Origin of the sequence: Alkalihalobacterium alkalinitrilicum, from assembly GCF_002019605.1 — a bacterium.
GTDB lineage: Bacteria > Bacillota > Bacilli > Bacillales > Bacillaceae_F > Alkalihalobacterium > Alkalihalobacterium alkalinitrilicum.
Genome location: NZ_KV917368.1, coordinates 1,268,448 through 1,286,433, shown reverse-complemented (window position 1 = coordinate 1,286,433; position 17,986 = coordinate 1,268,448). Strand labels below are relative to the sequence as shown.

18 protein-coding genes, 1 pseudogene and 1 riboswitch are annotated in these 17,986 nt (G+C 35.3%); of the genes and pseudogenes, 12 read left to right on the top strand and 7 right to left on the bottom strand.

Translation table 11 applies throughout. The features are described from left to right. Window positions 1-53: 53 nt before the first annotated feature. The 4 genes and pseudogenes from BK574_RS06125 to BK574_RS06110 all read left to right on the top strand — a co-directional run bounded on the left by BK574_RS06125 (window position 54) and on the right by BK574_RS06110 (window position 4,157). A complete protein-coding gene (locus BK574_RS06125) occupies window positions 54-842 on the top strand; it encodes an enoyl-CoA hydratase/isomerase family protein (RefSeq protein WP_078427940.1) in 789 nt (262 codons plus the stop codon). A 273-nt stretch (window positions 843-1,115) separates the two neighbouring features. Then, the gene (locus BK574_RS06120; RefSeq protein WP_078427939.1) at window positions 1,116-2,249 is read left to right on the top strand and encodes a zinc-dependent alcohol dehydrogenase; all 1,134 of its coding nucleotides are present in this window, start codon (window positions 1,116-1,118) and stop codon (window positions 2,247-2,249) included. 211 nt (window positions 2,250-2,460) lie between these two features. Then, on the top strand, window positions 2,461-2,895 hold the full coding sequence (locus tag BK574_RS06115) for a PaaI family thioesterase (protein WP_158211551.1): 435 nt from the start codon (window positions 2,461-2,463) through the stop codon (window positions 2,893-2,895). A 101-nt stretch (window positions 2,896-2,996) separates the two neighbouring features. Continuing rightward, window positions 2,997-4,157 (top strand): annotated as a pseudogene (locus BK574_RS06110) (IS3 family transposase). Window positions 4,158-4,462: 305 nt separating this feature from the next. Here BK574_RS06110 and BK574_RS06105 read toward each other — a convergent pair. Together BK574_RS06105 and BK574_RS06100 are read right to left on the bottom strand one after the other, a co-directional pair. Continuing rightward, complete coding sequence (locus tag BK574_RS06105) at window positions 4,463-4,804, bottom strand: hypothetical protein (protein WP_078427937.1); 342 nt, start codon at window positions 4,802-4,804, stop codon at window positions 4,463-4,465. Window positions 4,805-4,961: 157 nt separating this feature from the next. After that, entirely contained in the window at window positions 4,962-5,165 is a 204-nt protein-coding gene (locus BK574_RS06100; protein ID WP_078427936.1) for a hypothetical protein, read from the bottom strand. A 176-nt stretch (window positions 5,166-5,341) separates the two neighbouring features. On the opposite strand from BK574_RS06100, the gene BK574_RS06095 reads away from it, so the two are divergent. Then, window positions 5,342-6,607: a hemolysin family protein gene (locus BK574_RS06095; protein WP_078427935.1), complete on the top strand. Its 1,266-nt coding sequence runs from the start codon at window positions 5,342-5,344 to the stop codon at window positions 6,605-6,607. Between the two features lie 167 nt (window positions 6,608-6,774). Further along, window positions 6,775-7,416, top strand: a complete 642-nt coding sequence (locus tag BK574_RS06090) for a hypothetical protein (RefSeq protein ID WP_078427934.1) — start codon at window positions 6,775-6,777, stop codon at window positions 7,414-7,416. A gap of 286 nt (window positions 7,417-7,702) precedes the next feature. Here BK574_RS06090 and BK574_RS28325 read toward each other — a convergent pair whose 3' ends face one another. After that, on the bottom strand, window positions 7,703-7,822 hold the full coding sequence (locus BK574_RS28325) for a DUF6254 family protein (protein WP_236034932.1): 120 nt from the start codon (window positions 7,820-7,822) through the stop codon (window positions 7,703-7,705). Between the two features lie 348 nt (window positions 7,823-8,170). Here BK574_RS28325 and BK574_RS06085 point away from each other — a divergent pair, with 348 nt between their 5' ends. Further along, window positions 8,171-8,704 carry a DUF3189 family protein gene (locus BK574_RS06085; RefSeq protein ID WP_075389281.1) on the top strand — a complete coding sequence of 178 codons (534 nt, stop codon included), beginning with the start codon at window positions 8,171-8,173 and terminating at the stop codon, window positions 8,702-8,704. Between the two features lie 339 nt (window positions 8,705-9,043). Here BK574_RS06085 and BK574_RS06080 read toward each other — a convergent pair whose 3' ends face one another. The 4 genes from BK574_RS06080 to BK574_RS06065 form a co-directional block, all read right to left on the bottom strand. Further along, complete coding sequence (locus BK574_RS06080) at window positions 9,044-9,295, bottom strand: hypothetical protein (RefSeq protein ID WP_075389280.1); 252 nt, start codon at window positions 9,293-9,295, stop codon at window positions 9,044-9,046. Window positions 9,296-9,525: 230 nt separating this feature from the next. Further along, window positions 9,526-9,705, bottom strand: coding sequence for a hypothetical protein (locus tag BK574_RS06075; protein ID WP_075389279.1), 180 nt, complete (start codon window positions 9,703-9,705; stop codon window positions 9,526-9,528). A 260-nt stretch (window positions 9,706-9,965) separates the two neighbouring features. After that, window positions 9,966-10,913, bottom strand: coding sequence for a 3'-5' exonuclease (locus tag BK574_RS06070; protein ID WP_078427933.1), 948 nt, complete (start codon window positions 10,911-10,913; stop codon window positions 9,966-9,968). A 242-nt stretch (window positions 10,914-11,155) separates the two neighbouring features. Continuing rightward, entirely contained in the window at window positions 11,156-12,058 is a 903-nt protein-coding gene (locus BK574_RS06065) for a DMT family transporter (protein ID WP_078427932.1), read from the bottom strand. Window positions 12,059-12,199: 141 nt separating this feature from the next. On the opposite strand from BK574_RS06065, the gene BK574_RS06060 reads away from it, so the two are divergent. The 5 genes from BK574_RS06060 to BK574_RS06040 all read left to right on the top strand — a co-directional run bounded on the left by BK574_RS06060 (window position 12,200) and on the right by BK574_RS06040 (window position 17,929). Then, on the top strand, window positions 12,200-14,449 hold the full coding sequence (locus BK574_RS06060) for an AAA domain-containing protein (protein ID WP_078427931.1): 2,250 nt from the start codon (window positions 12,200-12,202) through the stop codon (window positions 14,447-14,449). 120 nt (window positions 14,450-14,569) lie between these two features. Then, the gene (locus BK574_RS06055) at window positions 14,570-15,850 is read left to right on the top strand and encodes a cell wall-binding repeat-containing protein (RefSeq protein WP_078427930.1); all 1,281 of its coding nucleotides are present in this window, start codon (window positions 14,570-14,572) and stop codon (window positions 15,848-15,850) included. A 105-nt stretch (window positions 15,851-15,955) separates the two neighbouring features. Continuing rightward, window positions 15,956-16,091, top strand: a riboswitch (cyclic di-AMP (ydaO/yuaA leader). 69 nt (window positions 16,092-16,160) lie between these two features. Next, window positions 16,161-16,817: a potassium channel family protein gene (locus BK574_RS06050; RefSeq protein WP_075389275.1), complete on the top strand. Its 657-nt coding sequence runs from the start codon at window positions 16,161-16,163 to the stop codon at window positions 16,815-16,817. A 4-nt stretch (window positions 16,818-16,821) separates the two neighbouring features. After that, window positions 16,822-17,595 (top strand): exodeoxyribonuclease III, encoded by a 774-nt coding sequence (locus BK574_RS06045; RefSeq protein ID WP_078427929.1) that lies wholly within the window; start codon window positions 16,822-16,824, stop codon window positions 17,593-17,595. Window positions 17,596-17,788: 193 nt separating this feature from the next. After that, window positions 17,789-17,929: a BH0509 family protein gene (locus BK574_RS06040; RefSeq protein ID WP_078427928.1), complete on the top strand. Its 141-nt coding sequence runs from the start codon at window positions 17,789-17,791 to the stop codon at window positions 17,927-17,929. Window positions 17,930-17,986: the final 57 nt, after the last annotated feature.

Sequence of the window (17,986 nt, the reverse complement as noted above, 5' to 3'; positions counted from 1 at the left end):
TATAGAAAGTTTGATACACTTAAGAAGTAAATAAATTGTACAGGGGGATACATATGGATAATCAAAGTGTCGTGTTATCAATTGAAAACAATGTAGGGATTGTAACATTAAATCGTCCCGAAGTAGGAAATGCGTTAGATTTTCAAATGGCAAAAGAATTATTAGACGTGGCTATAGCTTGTTCTGAAAATCAAGAAATACGAGCAGTTGTCATAACTGGTGCTGGTAATAAGTTTTCAGTTGGTGGAGATTTAAAAAGCTTTGCTAGTGAAGGGGAAGAGATTGGTTCTCACTTGAAAATTGTTACCGCTTACTTGCACCAAGCGATTTCATATTTTGCGCGAATGAACAAACCGTTAATTGGTGCTATTAATGGTATTGCTGCAGGGGCTGGAATGAGCCTTGCTTGTGCATGCGATCTCGCTTATGCTTCAGACAACTCAAAGTTTGTAATGGCGTATAACAAAGTCGGTTTAACACCAGATGGGTCTGGTAGTTACTTCTTACCACGTATCGTCGGTATGAAGCGTGCGTTAGAGTTAATGTATACTAACCGCGTCTTAAGTGGTCAAGAAGCAAGTGAGTGGGGCATAGTTAATGATGTCGTTTCAGAAGAACAGTTAATGAACGTTGTTATCGAACTCGCTGAAAACCTTGCAAAAGGCCCAGTGAATGCCTTTGGTGCAACCAAAAAATTATTCTCCCATTCCTTACAAGAGACGCTTGAATCACAAATGGCAATTGAATCAAATGTCATTACTGAGCGATCAATCAGTCAGGAAGGAAAAGAAGGAATTTCTGCATTTCTTGAAAAGCGCGAAGCAAATTTCTTACCAAAATAAACAGGATATTCTGGAGTACAAATGCTTATAAATTTGTACTCCTTTTTCCTTCCCATTTCTCTTGCCACCCCTTCAAATCTCCATAATTTTATCCCGCTACAACTGGCAGTAATATTCCACTGAAGGAAATTTCACTTTCTTTGATATATGTAAATCTTACTAAACATGAAAACCAATTGAAAAGCTACTAAATGGAAATACTCTAACTATGTAAAAAAGGTGTTTGATTAAATGAATCCTAATAATTAGAACTTACATGGATGGAGTGAAATAATGAAAGCAGTAACCTATCAAGGACCCAATAAAGTTATCGTGAAAAATGTCGATGATGCAAAAATTGAAAAAAAAGATGATATTATTGTAAAAATTACATCAACCGCTATTTGCGGATCCGATCTACATTTATACCAGGGTAACTTTCCGTTACCTGATGGTTACATTATTGGGCACGAACCGATGGGAATCGTCGAAGAAGTTGGACCTGACGTAACAAAAGTAAAAAAAGGCGACCGTGTCGTCATTCCTTTTAATGTTTCATGTGGGCATTGCGTATATTGTGAGCACGATTTAACAAGTCAATGTGACAATTCAAATCCACATTACGATTCAGGCGGCTACTTTGGATATAGTGAGAAATTTGGGAACCATCCAGGAGGACAAGCCGAGTATTTAAAAGTTCCTTTTGGAAACTTTACTCCCTTTGTTATTCCAGAGTCGTGTGAATTAGAAGATGAGTCACTATTATTTTTATCAGATGTTTTACCTACTGCCTTTTGGAGTGTCGATTATAGCGGTGTAAAAAAAGGAGATACCGTTATCGTCCTAGGCTGTGGGCCTGTTGGCTTAATGACACAAAAGTATGCATGGATGAAGGGTGCAAAACGAGTTATTGCTGTCGATTATTTAGATTATCGGTTAAACCACGCAAAAAAGATGAACAACGTCGAAGTCTTTGACTTCACAAAATACCCTGATATGGGGGAACACTTGAAAGAGATTACTCAAGGGGGTGCAGATGTAGTCATTGATTGCGTCGGAATGGACGGTAAAAAATCACCGCTAGAATTTATTGAACAAAAATTAAAGTTACAAGGGGGAACATTAGGCCCTATACAAATCGCGACTAAAGCTGTTCGAAAAAATGGAATTGTTCAACTTACAGGTGTTTACGGATCAAATTATAACGCCTTCCCTTTAGGGGCATTTTTTGCTAGAAATATTACATTGAAAATGGGTCAAGCACCCGTTATTCCTATTATGCCAAAACTATATGAACAAATTGTTAATGGAGATTATGACCCTAAAGAAATCATTACTCATAAAGTTTCCCTTGATGACGCAGGCCAAGCTTATAAAATTTTTAATGATCACGAAGATGAATGTATCAAAGTTGTATTAAAACCATAAATAACAAAGAGACTGAATTTCTCTAGCCATATCTAGATTATCACTGACTATGAATATCATAGTTGTCGGTTTTAGTCTTGACTAGTGGTAGCAGTCTCTTTTAGTTTTTAATTTATATTTTTAATAAAATAAGAAGGTTTTTTGCATCAAAAATCGAATTTTAACAAAGATAGTAATTTTTTGTAACATGAAGGAAATTGGGGGATGTCAATTGGATAAAGAATACGTAGTAAAACAAGCACAAAGAGCAGCAGAAAACACTGAACTAGCTCCACAAAAAGCATTTTTATTCAATTTTTTTGATTTTGAATTTTTTTATGATGATGAAAAAAGAGAATGCACGATTGAATGTCCTGTAAGTGAAACGATGTTTAATCCATTCGGTACCGTTCATGGAGGGATTTATACATATCTTGCTGATACAGCAATAGGTCATTTGAATTTCCGTTTTAAAGATGATAATTATGTTTCATTAGAATTAAAAACGACACATATGAAAGCAATGACAAGCGGGAAACTAATCGCTAAAGCAAGATATTCAAAGGATGGATACAATGTTGTATTTACGGAATGTGACATCTTTAATGAAAAAGATGAACTTGTAAGTACAACATCAGGTACCTTTTATAAAGTTAAAAAACGGTAGAAAGGTCAACATTATATAGACTAACCTAAATTAATGAGACACTATAAAACACCTTCGAAATGGTACACTTAAACAAAGTACTAATTCGGAGGTGTTTTTGCATGGGCAAAAACGTTTATTCAAATGAGGTTAAGTGGGCAGTTGTGAAAGATAAGATGAGTGGTCAGTTTACGAACCATGAGATCATGAAGAAGTATGGGATTAAAAATGTGTCTCAAATCAAAACGTGGATGAAATGGTATCGTGAAAATCAGGTTCATCGATTCGATCAACCAATAGGGAAACAATATTCATATGGTCATGGACCTGACAGTTCAAGTGATGAAGAGAAAAAAGAACGTCAAATGAATCACTTAAAACAGGAAAATGAAATCTTAAAAAAGATTTGGAGATCAAAAAGGAGTTGAAAAAGAAATCGTCCTCCAACTAGTCCAGACTTCACGAAAAAAATATACAGTATCAGCTATTTTATCAGCTTTAAATGTTCCCAGATCCACCTATTATCGCTGGGCATCTGCGCAACTAGTCGAGTTGTCTAAGGAAGAGGAAGCGATTATTTACCTTTGCGAAAAAACAAAGTACCGATATGGCCATCGTAAAATCAAGGAGCTATTAAAACGTGACTATCCCATCAAATTAAACCGTAATACTGTTCAACGGATCATGCAGAAATACCACCTTCAATGTAGAGTAAAGCAAAAAAGAAGGTGGAAATCTCAAGGGGAATCTGTCGTTGTCGCGCCAAACTTATTACAGCGAGAGTTTCACGCAAGCAAACCTAACCAAAAGTGGGTAACGGATATTACCTACATTCAATATGGTCCAGACACTTTATATTTATCAACGATCATGGACTTGTTTAATAATCAAATCGTTGCTTATAAGCTTTATACTCATCAACAAATCCCTTTGGTGATTGATACCTTAGATGAAGCACTAGAAAAGCGAGGAAACCCTAAAGGAGTCATCATCCATTCAGATCAAGGAAGTGTCTATTCTTCTTATGCTTATCAAAATCGGATTAAAGTAAAGAATTTAGTCAGTAGTAGGTCACGCCGGGGAAACTGTTGGGACAACGCAGTCATTGAGTCTTTCCATTCGAACCTGAAATCAGAAGAATTTCAGTATGTTAAATTCAATTCTTTGTCTTTAGAAGAAGTAAAGGCACGTGTAGATCAATTTATGAGGTATTATAACGATGAGCGTATCCAAGAAAAACTAGGCTACCACCACCAATAGAGTTTGGTGATATGGCAGCCTAGGAAGGTGTTTTATTACTGTCTCATATGACTAGGTCAGTCTAATATGTTGGCTTTTTTCATTTTTCAATTATCATGAGTGAGATAGAAAAATAGGAATGTATGTTACCATTAACGGGTTAAGTTCAGTGAGAGAAAACAGTAAATAACACGACTATTTTCAAAATCGCATGTGATTTTGAAAATAGTTGTTGTCATATCAGTCTTACAGTTTTTAACACAGATTTCGCACTGTTTTTATTAAGGTAAATAACAAGTGATTAATTGCTATTAGTTACTTATTAAAAGACAGAACTTAATCCGTTATGTTACTCATTCCTTAATTCTTGAGCGAGTTTCACAAGGCCATATCCTAAAATTCCAGTAACAATGTACATAAAAATATATATGATCGCCGATGAATTTAAGAAAACAAGAAGGACTATTAAAAAAGCCATCGTAGAAATGAATAATGAATACAAGAAATTTACTTTAAAGACGGAACAAACGATTCTTTGTATAAAATACAATAATGGGAAAATCACAAGTAGCGATATGATAAACAGACCTTTTAAGTTGGGGTGTGTAGTTGTAAACGATACTAACGATATTAAGAATATAATGATGGCAGGAAAATAAGTGACAATCATTTGTGTTCCATTAACCTTCATCAAATGCTCTCCTCTTTATTGAAGTTCTATATCTCTTACTTGAGTATATTTTGAATTACAAAAAGGAACAAACTTATTTTTCGAGGTTATAGATGACTCACAAAAGATATACGTAAAAAGCCAGGGACTTTTTCCTGGCTTCACATATGTGATTTATTTATTCTTCTTCAAAGTATTGGCGAAACTCTTTAGAATTTTGCTGAGCTTTTTCATCAAAATAAGGATTTTCTTCGGTCACGTTTTCTGGATCTAAATTTGTTTTCATCACAAAAGTAGGGCTGTTTGTCGGTTCTGCAATTACTCGATCAGATAACTTATTAAAATCAGGCATGTTTTTATTTCCTTGCTTTTCTTTTTCCATACTCCACACCTCCTTAGAAGATAGGGTGCTATTCCAATAAAGAAAATATGTAGCTAAACAGTCATTAATAAAGGTCCAATGTATGAAGATCTCTTAATATTTTGTAAAAATGATTGCTATTTTTTCAGTTTATAAGATATATTAGAAGTAATACATTTCGGGAGAGTGATGGAATTTTGGACAGTATACCCTATGACTCGATTATCTTATTAGGGGCATTGTTATTGTTATCAGGATATTTTTCTGCTTCGGAAACTGCAATTACGAGTGTTAATAAAATTAGGCTTCGTAATCAAGCCGAAAATAATAACGAAAAAGCAAAACGTTCATTAGAGATGGCAGAAAATTTCGACCAAAGCTTATCAACTATTTTAATTGGTAATAATATTGTAAATATTGCGATGGCTACCATTGCAACTAAAGTTGCAACTGATATGTTTGGAAGTAATGGGAGCACCTTATTACTTACAACTGTTGCTATTACCATATTAGTTTTAGTATTTGGTGAAATTTTACCGAAATCTTTAGCGAAGCAATATGCAGAAAAGTATTTACTTGCAATCTCTGCAACTTTGAGGGCAGTCATGAAAATCTTCTTTCCAATTACGTGGCTTTTTGTTCAACTCAAATTAGGAGTCAATAAACTAATGGGAGACACAGCGGAAGAGCCAAGTGTGACAGATGAGGATGTTAAAGCCTTAGTGGAAATTGGAGAAGAGGAAGGGACATTTCACACTCAAGAACGGGAACTTCTTCATAACGCAATTGAATTTGATGACATTGTTGTTAAAGACATTCTAACGCCACGACCTGATGTCGTAGCCGTATCTATTGATACACCAATTGATGAAATTAAAGATGTGTTCATAAAGGAAAAATATTCACGAGTTCCAGTATATAATGGCTCGATTGATAATATTGTTGGAATTATTTCTCATCGTGACTTTTTTACAAAATATGTCCAAGAAGATCCATTTACGATAGAAGAAATCTTACGAAAACCACATTTTGTAATTGGCTCGGTAAAAATCTCGCACCTACTTAAGGATTTACAAAAAAACAAAGTCCATTTAGCTGTTGTCCTTGACGAATATGGAGGAACCGCTGGAATTATTTCGATTGAAGATATACTCGAAGAAATTGTCGGTGAAATTTGGGATGAACATGATGAAAATGAACAGTTAATTGAAAGACTCGAAGACGGGAAGCTTCGATTAGATGGACGAATTTCTGTCGAGGAATTTTGCGAGTCCATTAACGTAACACTTCCTGAAACAAGCTCAAATACACTCGGCGGCTGGATCTCTGATACACTCGGCTATCTCCCGAAAAAAGGGGAGACGATGGTATACGAGAACATCCGAATTTATATTGAGGAAGTGCGTAATCGTAGAATTCAAAAAGCAACCGTGGAGATTCATTCTGAAGTTCAAACTGCATAATGAATGAAGACGCAGTGAAGAAGCAGAGGACAATAAGTTCTCTGCTTCTTCATTTTCCTCCTATTTTTTGTAAACTTTTAAATTCTATTCGCTCAATAAAATCATCAAGTAAATAAACTCGTCTGACTGAAACATAACTTGATCATTTTAAGAATAAAATCTTCTAATTGGACTTCTGCACATTCATTATTGGGGGGTGTTTAGAGTTTAAAACAATAGAAGCATTAGACTTTATATACGAACCTGAAGAGGTAATCAAAAAGCAATATAAAGTTTCTAAACAACATATTCTAGAGGCTCTATCAGGAATTCGAGCTACAATTGAATGGTTAGAAACTTCCATTTACAAACCTATCATTGAAGATGTTACATTTTTTATATCGGATGTACCTATTAATTATCCAGGACAGTTAGAAATAGACGATGAAGGCGATTTTAAGCCAGTTATCTATCTGAATATCATGGCAATCGCAGAAGACTTTAAAAATAAAGAGTATATTCTCGACATGAAAAAAACACAAGTGTGTTGTTATGAATATGCTGCTTTTATTTGTTTACATGAGGTTGGGCATCTTTTTCATGGATTAATTGGAGGAAGAGGTAGTGATAAAAGGGACCGTTTGTTTGATTATTTTAGTCGGGGAGAGTATTATTATGATCGGTTTATTGCCGAAATGAAACATGGTCATACGTACGAAGAAAAGAAAAAGTATCGAAATATTCCGCATGAGAAAGCAGCTGATCTTTTTGCTAGTCACAATTTAAGAATAATGGTAAAGAAATTCCAACAAGGAAAAGCTGACTCGTAAGTCCAACCATCTCTGAGGATGAATATTTAATCAAGCCTCAGAAGGACACCTTTACATGAGTCAGCTTTTTTTTCATTTATGAATGTAAGAGAGCAATATAAGCTAATGAGTTTATCCCGTTTAACTGGAGCAAGACTCAGCAAGACTCAGCAAGACTCAGCAAGACTCCACTAAATGGCCATAGACGTTGCCGTGTCCTGTGGCAACGTCTGTGTGATCCACATCGTGTGGGCCTAAACTAACTATCATTGGGGGAAGAGAAAAACCCTTACTGATGGAAGTTTCACTATTCCTTAGGTGGTGTTTCTGCAGCTAATTGTTTCAATGATTTAATTTTACCATGAGGATTTTGCGCTTCTTTACGTTTTCTAAATTGACGGTCTTCTTGACTTTTTGATTGTGACATTTGAATTCCCACCTTTAGTATTTTTAATAAACGTAATTCACACTATAAAAGGAATATCCTACGAAATGAATGTACTTTTTATAGTGGATATGTGTTTCTTGTTTGTCGATACTTTCAATAATAGTTTGCCAATTCATTTTTGCGTTATACAAGTTAAGGAGTAGCTAATTTTGACAACACTGTCTAAGCAATAAGGTACATCGTTGCTTCTTTAAATGACTGCATTCAAATTTTTTTTATTTTATATCCCAAGTATAAATAGTAAGGAAATTAGGCAATTTACAAGGTATATAACGATCTCTATGAAATCAGCATCCGATCTTTTAATTAGTAAGGAGGACCATTGCGTTGCTTTATGTTTATAATTGTTTTGCAGGCACACATTCATCCGCATTGGCTGCTGCTTATCATCTTGATAAATTACCAAAGGATCGTGAGCCAACAAAAGAGGAAATATTAGGTATAGATATTTTTAATAAATTAACCCCAGGGGACTTTGGGCGGTTTATTTACCACGGAAAAGATGAAGACGGTAATAAAGTCTATACGATTGGAAGAGGTAAATCTACTGCCGTTATACCTGCTCTTCACTCGTTATTATCATTGTTACAAGAAGACGGTAAAGAGATTGATCAAGTTGTATTCTCGAATTGCTCACCTACTGTCCCAATTTCAATGACTTTTGGTGGGTTATTTTCAAGACGTTTTCATATTGATGTTATTGGAGTTCCTTTATTAATTAGGGGCGCTAAACAAGCACACCGCACTATTATTCAATTAGTGGAACATACAAAAGCAGTTGCTTTAACAACTGAAAATAATATTGAAGTTTTGGAAAATGAAAAGTTCAAAGTAAGTGCGGTAAAACCTGACGTAAAATAAATCTGTTAAATTTTTTGTTGGGGTGCACCTCATAGAGTGGGGTGAGGAATCCATCGACAGCAGAACGCATTGATTTTCGCATGGGAAATCATTTGCGTTTATTTTATTTTTGATGAGAAATAACTGTTGAAAAACACGGGCACGTCATTTTCACCATTAAATTGGACAGGGGAGTTATTGTCCGCGTAGTTTCAGTATTTGAAGAACCATTCTTGTAATAGGGGATTCTTATGCCAACAGAGTTCCCACTCCAGCCCCTCGAGATCAAATATCCAGTCAGGTTAAAATTCCTAGCCTGGACTGCTGGTAGGGGCTAAACAGGAATGTACGCTTTACTTGTTACCTTACGATGGCTCGGCTGTGTTGTTTGGCGACTGATATTTCATAATAAGTTTGATCATCTTCATGAATTCGATCAATCATGATCAGAACATCTTCGAACGCTTTTGAATAGTTTTCAGTATTATGTTTTTTCATATAGTCGATCATCGTTTCAATTTCATCGTTAATTTTTTTATCCAATTGGTCGACTGTTATCCGTTTACTTCTACCACATTCATCAAAATTTTCTGGGTATTTAGGTATGTCCATGTTAATTCCTCCATATCTTACAAATAGTAATACTCGGACAGAAATTACCAAGTATAGTTTATGTATTTGATATTATCATAATTCTTTTAATGGAATTTGATCAAGGGGTTGAGTAATGAATTTTACATATTTTATTTAATAAAGTTAATTTATCATTCATTGTCATTGGGTTTGTTATGACATTGTTAAAAAGAACAGCCTATTATTCATTAGGCTGTTCTTTGGCCATACTAATCACGAACTTGTCTAAGTGCTTTACCGACAGAATCCATCATGTTGTTCATATTCATATTGTTATTATTGTTTCTGCCTCGCATCATTCCGTAAGCTGCCGCACCTACACCTAAGCCCACTAAAGACAACATCAAGCCATTGCGATTGTTATTTCGTCTTTTTCCGAACATGTTCATGATTTTATTCCCCCTCATAAATAGTGTTTGAAACTTGTCCCAAACATTAGTTATAATCAGTAATTTGGGCAGTATCTATGCGAGGATAACGTTTCCATGAGTTTGTAACATTTGGATTTATATTGCTAAAGCTTTTTGGAGATCCTATGGATAAAGAGTTCTGGATTTAGAAACGAAAAGAAGAGTTCCTAAGTAAGAAAGATTTCGGTGTTGTTAGTCATTGGGGAATCTTCATTTTGCTATGTATGAAGGAGATGCCTTTAGCACCCTCTCTTCAAGGAAAGCACATTAATGGGTTGTACGATGCTTTCTGGTAAAATCATTATTTTGGAAGCATAAGTCACGTGTTCTTTGTAAGATAAACACAACTCGTGGTAAAACTCCATTAACATTCTTATATCGTCAATCAAGTCTTGTGCAAACATTCCTGAACGGTTGATCAAGATGTTTTCGTATTTTGCAACAAGCCGTCTTGCTTTTCTGGTTATTGTTGTTGCATCTTTCATTTTATAGATTTCTCTTAGCTCGACCATAAACGAGAAAATATCTTCATTTAACTTTTTGCGAAGCTCGTTATTTAAAGTTTCAATGTTTGTCGAAAGATAATCATCCTCATTAAAAATAAACTGCTTTAGCATTATATAGTCACTTATTATAGGTTCATTTTCAAAACTTAAATAAATCCGCAATGTATTATAAGCATCGTGCATAGGATTATGCTGCTGACCTTGAAATTGTAAACCATAAAAGTCAAGTCCACGTTCAACAGAAACATTTTCTTTAGTAACACGTTTAGTAAAAATCGCTTGAAAATCTACATAGCGTTGATCAATTTTTTTAACTGTTCTTGCTGATAGCCCATGTCTTTCAGCATCCAACTTTAAACGAGAAATATCACTCGGAGACCATGAGAAAAAGCGTGAGCGCTTAATTCCACCAATCCAAGTTAAAAAGTCTTCAAACACTGTTTTAAAACCATCTGCACCAACTAGATCCTGATCATAAATCCCCGTTAACTTTTTACAAAAAGAAGAAAGGGGTTGAAGGTTCGTAGGACGGATATAGCGATCAAAATATGTGATTTCTTCAGTTTTTATATCGTATTTAACAGCGCCTAGCCGAATTGCTTCCATATCTTCATAAGGCATTCCACGATTTGAACATAGCATTTCAAAATCAAAAAATATATATTGTTGTACATCTGCCATCGTAATATTACCTCCTCCCAACTTGTAATTATAAGCCAATAGTACAAAAAAGAATAGAGCCAGTTCCTTCCTCATAACCATTGAAGAGCTAGAATACATAGTTTCCTTAGATGTATGTTAGTAACTTTCTTTTATTCTACGTATTCAAATGAACAACAACGAAGTCCAATAATAGCTTAAAAAAATTATGGAAATTAAATATTTTGACCTAAGATCACATCTTTAAAACGCGTTCTAATTCATTACATTGAACGCGTTTTTTTGTTCATTTTTGTATTCTTTTTTTTATCGCCCCATGAAAGTAATAAGATCGATACGACTAAAACAATAGCGCCGATCGTATTTTGCACCGTTAACACAATTGGAAAAAAAGGAAACGAAATGATTGCTAATAATACGGGACTGAATGCCCTTGAAACATTGGCAATCGAAAACCGTAAGTATTTAAGCGCTTCATATAAAAGAATCGTGCCAATAAACCCAGCAATAAGAGAAGAGGTTGCAATATAACCAATCCCTTGAAATGAATAGTTCCCATCGAATAATTCGCCAACAAGTAATGCGTACAATATAACGAAAAATAACGTTATACAACTATTCGTAAATAAGATAGAGTTGGAACTTTTTTCTTTAGACACGGTCTTTTTTATAAAAACATTGGATAATGCAAAAAAGAAAGTATATAAAAGGGCGAATAAACTACCTGTTAAATGAGCTTGATATCCACTGCCTGTCTCTACAAACAAAAACACACCCGCAATGGCCGATACTATAAAAACGACTTCTATTCTCGAAAGTCTTTCCTTTAATACGATGACTGAAAGTAATACTGCAAAAACAGTATAAAACCTTCCGATAAAACCAATTTGAACAGGTGAAAGTAGGTCCATACTAATAAATAAAAAAACGACACCTAATGTATTAAAAATACCCAATAAAATTATATTTTTTTCAAAGTAAAACTGCACCTTTTTTTTTGTAATAACTCCAAATAAATAACTAGCAAGAATGATCGTGGCCGCGTTTATTAATGCTGCTTTCGCTGGTGAAATTTCCAATAACCCAAACTTTGCCAATAACGGGCCGATCGCAACAGTCACAACTGACAGGATATTAAAAAAATGTCCCTTTTGCGTATTGCTCATTCATTTCCTCCATTCTCGTGTTCTATTATGTTACTATTATATTTCTAAATATTGAAGACGTTTTTTTACCGAATGACAGTGAGCGATAGAATTTTTATAATGCGGTACACTAGGTACACCTAATACTAAAGGAAGAGATCAATGACTAGTACATTAAGTTTAATAAAAGAGTGGCAAAAAGTCCTACAAATAGAAATTCAACATTTAAAAAAATTTGGAAGTAATAAGTATCGAGTGACAAAAGGACATTTACTTTCAAGTGATAAAACCTTCACGTATTATTTTGAAACGACTTCATCTTTGCGGATCCCCGTTGGTTCGAACGTACGTTTAGAATGGGGAAATGTAAAACAAGACGGAAAAATCCTCTCATCAGAAGGGAAAAGCATCCTCTTATCGGTTGAGCAATCGATCGGTGACCTTATTTTTGAAGCGACGATTTTTCATGACCCGTGGGAATTGCTAGAAGAATTGATTGAGCGATTAGAAGAATTGAAAAAAAGTAAAAAAAGGCGTGCTCGTGTACAAAAACTAATGGACCCTTCGATGGAAGCTAAACACTTAACAGAAAATGCACATAGCACAGCTCACGAATTATATTTACGAACCAAAGCGAATCCCGTCACTTTTGTCTGGGGACCACCTGGCACGGGAAAAACATATACACTTGCACGAGTTGCAGCCAATATGTATTTTAACAAAAGAAAAGTTCTCATCCTATCACACAGTAACCAGGCTGTCGATGTATTAGCGAGTGAAATCGCTACGTTTATTGAGAAGAAAAATAGGTTTGAGGAAGGGGACATCCTTCGATACGGTACACAAGTTGGAGAATTACTACAAATACACAACGCATTAACGACAAGCCAACTTTTAGAAAAGCGTGAACCTGATATAGCAGCAGAACGTGAATCGCTACTCACTGAAAGACGTGGATTAAAGCAAGATTTAGCAAGGTCTTTTAGTAAAAGAGATACTGATCATCTACTCGAAATCGAGACGAAAATTGCAAAGGTCCTCGAAAAAATTCGCCAAAAAGAAATTGGATACGTAAAACATGCTTTTATTGTCTGTACAACATTAGCAAAAGCGGCAACAGACTCGACGATTTATGATAAAGAATACGACGTTGTCATTGTCGATGAAGCGAGCATGGCTTATGTACCACAAGCTGCTTTTGCTGCTTCTCTAGGGAAGCGAGTCGTTATATGCGGTGATTTTAAGCAATTGCCACCAATTGCAGCAGCTAGACATGAGTTAGTTGACCGATGGTTAAAAGAAGATATTTTTCATCGTGCGGGAATAGTTGAAGTCGTCAACCAAGGAATCCTTCATCCGCATTTGTTTCTATTAAAGGAACAAAGACGAATGCACCCACAAATTTCTGCCTTTACGAACCAGTATATTTATCAAGGACTCGTAGGTGATCATCCGAGTGTTCAAAATAAACGTAAAAAGATTGTGAGTCAACAGCCATTTCCACATCGTGCCTCCGTGTTAGTGGACACTAGTTTCTCGGGGGAATACGGGATTCAAGAAAAAAGTTCAAAATCACGTTATAACCTGTGGCAGTTACTATTGTCGTTTCAACTTATTCATGAAGCTTTCATTGATGGAGCAAAATCAATTGGCTACGTAACGCCTTACCGAGCTCAAGCACAAATGATGGATATATTACTCGACGATCTCTATGAACAAGAAAAACGTGTCGCGGATATTATCTCCGCAACGGTACACCGTTTTCAAGGAAGTGAACGAGATGTTATGATTTTTGATTCTGTAGATAGCTATCCAGAAGAACGTGTAGGGATGCTATTAATCGGCAAAGATAGTGAACGACTTATAAATGTAGCAATTACGAGAACAAGAGGTAAATTTCTTCACGTAAGTAACACTGCTTTTATTAAACAAAAAGTATATCGTGGAAAAACGCTCAGAAATTTAGTCGACCATCAAATCGAACATAATGAAGTAATAACACCGAGAGAAATCGGTACGTGGATAAAACATCAAAACCCACGTCTACAATGGATACATGCGTTGAAATTAGAACGAGTGTTTCATGACATTCAATCCGCAAAACAGTCAATCATTATATCATTACCTAATCGATCAACCATCCCGATTGAATGGGAAGAACAATTACAAAAGAAAGCATCGAACGTCAAATTAACGGTTATATCAGTAAATGAACAACAACATGTACGAAACATACAATTTATAAAAGCTGAAATCTCATTTTCATTTGTACTCATTGATCGTCGCTATCTTTGGGTAGGACTCCCCCTTGAGGCGATGAAACGAATTCAGCCTCCACATGTTTCAGTAAGACTTGATTCAAAAGCATTATCAGAACAATTTTTAGCGCAATTACCATTAGATCAATTATAAGTGAAACAAATTCAAAATTTTAATTAGGATAGCTAATTAAATTTCTTTCCTGCATACTTTCTTCAAATTTTTTTGGTAATTTTAAAACAAACCGAATTAATAAGCATAGGGGGACACTCAATGAAAAAAATCAAGAAAACCTTATCTGTATTAACTCTAACAGTAATCATTACTGTTTTAGGCGCATGCGCCAATCATGATGAACATGACCAAACAAGTTCTGAAAATTCTGCTCAGGAAGAAGCAGAAGATCATGAACACCAGCATGATCAACAAAATGATCGTCATGATACTGAAAACCTTACTGCGCCTGAGCAATTTAATGAAAAAGCAGGGGAAAATCTTCTTCATTTCAATACAAAAAACATTACTCGGTTATCATCTGATGATCCAATAGAGTTATCTATCTTAACATCCCAAACCATTTGGCCAGCAACCCATGAGGCAAATCAACCAGGAACTGTCATTTTAGCACCTTTAGAAAACTGGCAGTTATCTCTTGCTAGTCTAAATCTCGTTCATCACCCTAATGATGGTCCGTTATTTTTTACAGAAAACGGTGAAATTCCTGAACAAGTTATGACCGAAATTAATCGCTTACAACCAAAAGGCAATGTAGCTGGAATTCAAGTTATGGTTATGGGGGCAATCAATGAAAACGAATTGGACAAGTTAACAGATTTTGACATCGAACAAACACCAATGACCGAACCTGCTGCATTTGCAAATGAAATTGATAAAATATACGCAGCGCTGACAAACGGGACTCCAAATGGCGTGATTGTAGGTTCGATGGACGAAGATGCCAAAACATATTCAATACCTGCTGGAAGTTGGATTTCTCATATGTCAGAACCATTACTTTATGTCACGAAAACCGATCTACCTGAAGAAACGAGTGCAGCTTTAGAACGTCGTAATGGCAAAGCTAACATTTACGTACTTGGGTCAGAAGAAATCATTTCAGAAAATGTTTTCAACCAATTACAAGAATATGGGAATGTGACTCGAATTTCAGGTGACAACGCTGTTGACTTGTCGATTGAATTCGCGCAATTTAAAGATCGAACAACTGTCTTTGGATGGGGTATAAGTGATCCTGGACATGGCTTAATGATTGCCTCAACAGCTTCTCCTGACCTTGCCATTACTGCAGCTCCATTTTCGCACTTAGGGAAGCACGCACCAATGATTTGGTTAGAAGAAGGGGAAGTAACCGAAGAATGGTATCCGTTTTTAACGAAAATTAAACCAATGTTTGATTTAGAACCAACAGAAGGCCCATATAACCATGCCTATTTACTTGGTACAACTAACTTAGTTTCCTATCAAACCCAAGGAATTCTCGATGAAAAACTTGAAATCATTTCAGCGCATGGAGATCATCACGCTGGTCACTAAGTAAAAGAGGAATAGTCATTCAATCATTATATTCCTCTTTTAAAGATTGACAAAGTAAACATCGAGGAGTAAATTAACATTAATAAACTATAATATAGAAATACACCTTTTTAATCGCTGAATCTTTTGAGCGGGGGAACCAAATTGGACCTATTGGTCTTGGGGTGAATCGAAGTATAGAAGGGATAACTCTCAATCCCTAACCCGTCAGCTAACCTCGTAAGCGTTAAAGTAAAAAACGAGAGAAAGGTCAAAATATAAGGCCATTCTTTGTAATGGCCTTTTTTGGTGTGTTTTAGGGGAGAGACGAATGAAGAAACAATTTGCAGTAATTGGTTTAGGTCGTTTTGGTGGATCTGTTTGTAAAGAACTATATCAAATGGGCCACGATGTGCTAGCGATTGATTCGAGTGAGGAAAAAGTGAATGAATTTATGAATTATTCTACTCATACGGTAATCGCTAACGGGACAGAAGAAAGCATGCTACAAAGTTTAGGGATCCGTAACTTTGACTTTGTCATTGTTGCCATTGGTGAAAACATTCAATCTAGTATTCTATGTACTCTTTTATTAAAAGAGTTGGGCGTTAAAAATGTTTGGGTTAAAGCCCAAAACGATTATCATCACAAAGTATTAGAGAAAATCGGGGCCGACCGAATTGTACACCCAGAAAAAGATATGGGAATTAGAATTGCCCAACATCTCGTTTCAGAAAAAATTATCGACTATATTGAGTTGTCTGATGAATACAGTATTGTCGAATTGTTAGCGACAGAAAAAGTAGCAAACCGTTCTTTGATTCAATTGGATATTCGTGCAAAATTTGGTTGTACAATTTTAGCATTTAAACGAAAAGAGCAAGTAATCATATCACCGTTACCAGATGACCTTATCCATTTAAATGATATCCTGATCGTCATTGGTCATAAAAATGATTTAAAACGGTTTGAAGATGAGGGACTATAAAACAATGAAACTTATATCTTGGAACGTAAACGGAATAAGAGCATGTGTGACGAAAGGATTCTTAGATTATTTTAAAGAAATGAATGCCGATATTTTTTGTCTACAAGAAACAAAGTGTCAAGAGGGGCAAATCGAGTTAGAATTAGACGGGTACGAACAATACTGGAATTACGCAGAAAAAAAAGGGTACTCAGGGACAGCTGTTTTCACAAAGAAAAAACCCCTAACGGTATCCTATGGTGTAGGTAACAATGATGATGAGCGAGAAGGGAGAATTATTACACTAGAATTCGAAACGTTTTTTCTAGTGAATGTATATACACCCAATTCGAAAAGAGACTTATCAAGACTCTCAGAACGTCTTGATTGGGAAGATGAACTTAAGGGTTACTTAACTGAGCTCGATACAAAAAAACCTGTGGTTTATTGTGGAGATTTAAATGTAGCTCATCAAGAAATCGACTTAAAAAATCCAAAACCAAACGTTGGGAATTCTGGATTTACTGAGGAAGAACGTGGCAAAATGACAAAATTGCTATCAAATGGATTTATTGATACGTTTAGATATCTTTATCCAGATGAAACAGATGTATATACATGGTGGTCTTACATGAATAAAGTCCGTGAACGCAATATCGGGTGGAGAATTGATTATTTTATCATCTCAGAGCGTCTACAAACAAAAATAAAAGATGCACAGATTCATAGTCACATTTTAGGAAGTGACCATTGCCCCGTTGTATTAACATTAGAAACACCACAACAGTTAAATAATTAAGGGGAATTGTTATAGAATAGATATAAAGAGGCTAGCTTTAAGTAGGTAAAACACAATACTTAAAGTTAACCTCTTTTCTTTGTTTTAAAAATTTTAAAAAAACAAAATATAGTGTTGACATCCGGTTCATCTGTTATATAATAATAATTAAATAAAAAGTTGTTATATTACAGTTAAGGGAGGGGAATAAACAATGAGTAGAAAAGAACGTGAAAATATGATTCGCTATATTGAAATGGTAAGAGGTATGGAAAATCATAAGTTCTCACATATGACGGATCAAGACATTGAACACATTTATGAAAATACTTATTTGTACCACGAAAGTGAGTAACAAAACAATTGACACGACAACAAGCGAGAGGGACTCTTTCAAGAATAGTCCCTCTCG

Excerpts from the sequence above, each read along its gene's own strand:
- BK574_RS06125 (WP_078427940.1), top strand. The coding sequence starts at position 54 with ATGGATAATCAAAGTGTCGTGTTATCAATTGAAAACAATGTAGGGATT.
- BK574_RS06120 (WP_078427939.1), top strand. The coding sequence starts at position 1,116 with ATGAAAGCAGTAACCTATCAAGGACCCAATAAAGTTATCGTGAAAAAT.
- BK574_RS06105 (WP_078427937.1), bottom strand. The coding sequence starts at position 4,804 with ATGAAGGTTAATGGAACACAAATGATTGTCACTTATTTTCCTGCCATC.
- BK574_RS06100 (WP_078427936.1), bottom strand. The coding sequence starts at position 5,165 with ATGGAAAAAGAAAAGCAAGGAAATAAAAACATGCCTGATTTTAATAAG.
- BK574_RS28325 (WP_236034932.1), bottom strand. The coding sequence starts at position 7,822 with ATGTCACAATCAAAAAGTCAAGAAGACCGTCAATTTAGAAAACGTAAA.
- BK574_RS06080 (WP_075389280.1), bottom strand. The coding sequence starts at position 9,295 with ATGGACATACCTAAATACCCAGAAAATTTTGATGAATGTGGTAGAAGT.
- BK574_RS06075 (WP_075389279.1), bottom strand. The coding sequence starts at position 9,705 with ATGAACATGTTCGGAAAAAGACGAAATAACAATCGCAATGGCTTGATG.
- BK574_RS06070 (WP_078427933.1), bottom strand. The coding sequence starts at position 10,913 with ATGGCAGATGTACAACAATATATATTTTTTGATTTTGAAATGCTATGT.
- BK574_RS06065 (WP_078427932.1), bottom strand. The coding sequence starts at position 12,058 with ATGAGCAATACGCAAAAGGGACATTTTTTTAATATCCTGTCAGTTGTG.
- BK574_RS06060 (WP_078427931.1), top strand. The coding sequence starts at position 12,200 with ATGACTAGTACATTAAGTTTAATAAAAGAGTGGCAAAAAGTCCTACAA.
- BK574_RS06055 (WP_078427930.1), top strand. The coding sequence starts at position 14,570 with ATGAAAAAAATCAAGAAAACCTTATCTGTATTAACTCTAACAGTAATC.
- BK574_RS06050 (WP_075389275.1), top strand. The coding sequence starts at position 16,161 with ATGAAGAAACAATTTGCAGTAATTGGTTTAGGTCGTTTTGGTGGATCT.
- BK574_RS06045 (WP_078427929.1), top strand. The coding sequence starts at position 16,822 with ATGAAACTTATATCTTGGAACGTAAACGGAATAAGAGCATGTGTGACG.
- BK574_RS06040 (WP_078427928.1), top strand. The coding sequence starts at position 17,789 with ATGAGTAGAAAAGAACGTGAAAATATGATTCGCTATATTGAAATGGTA.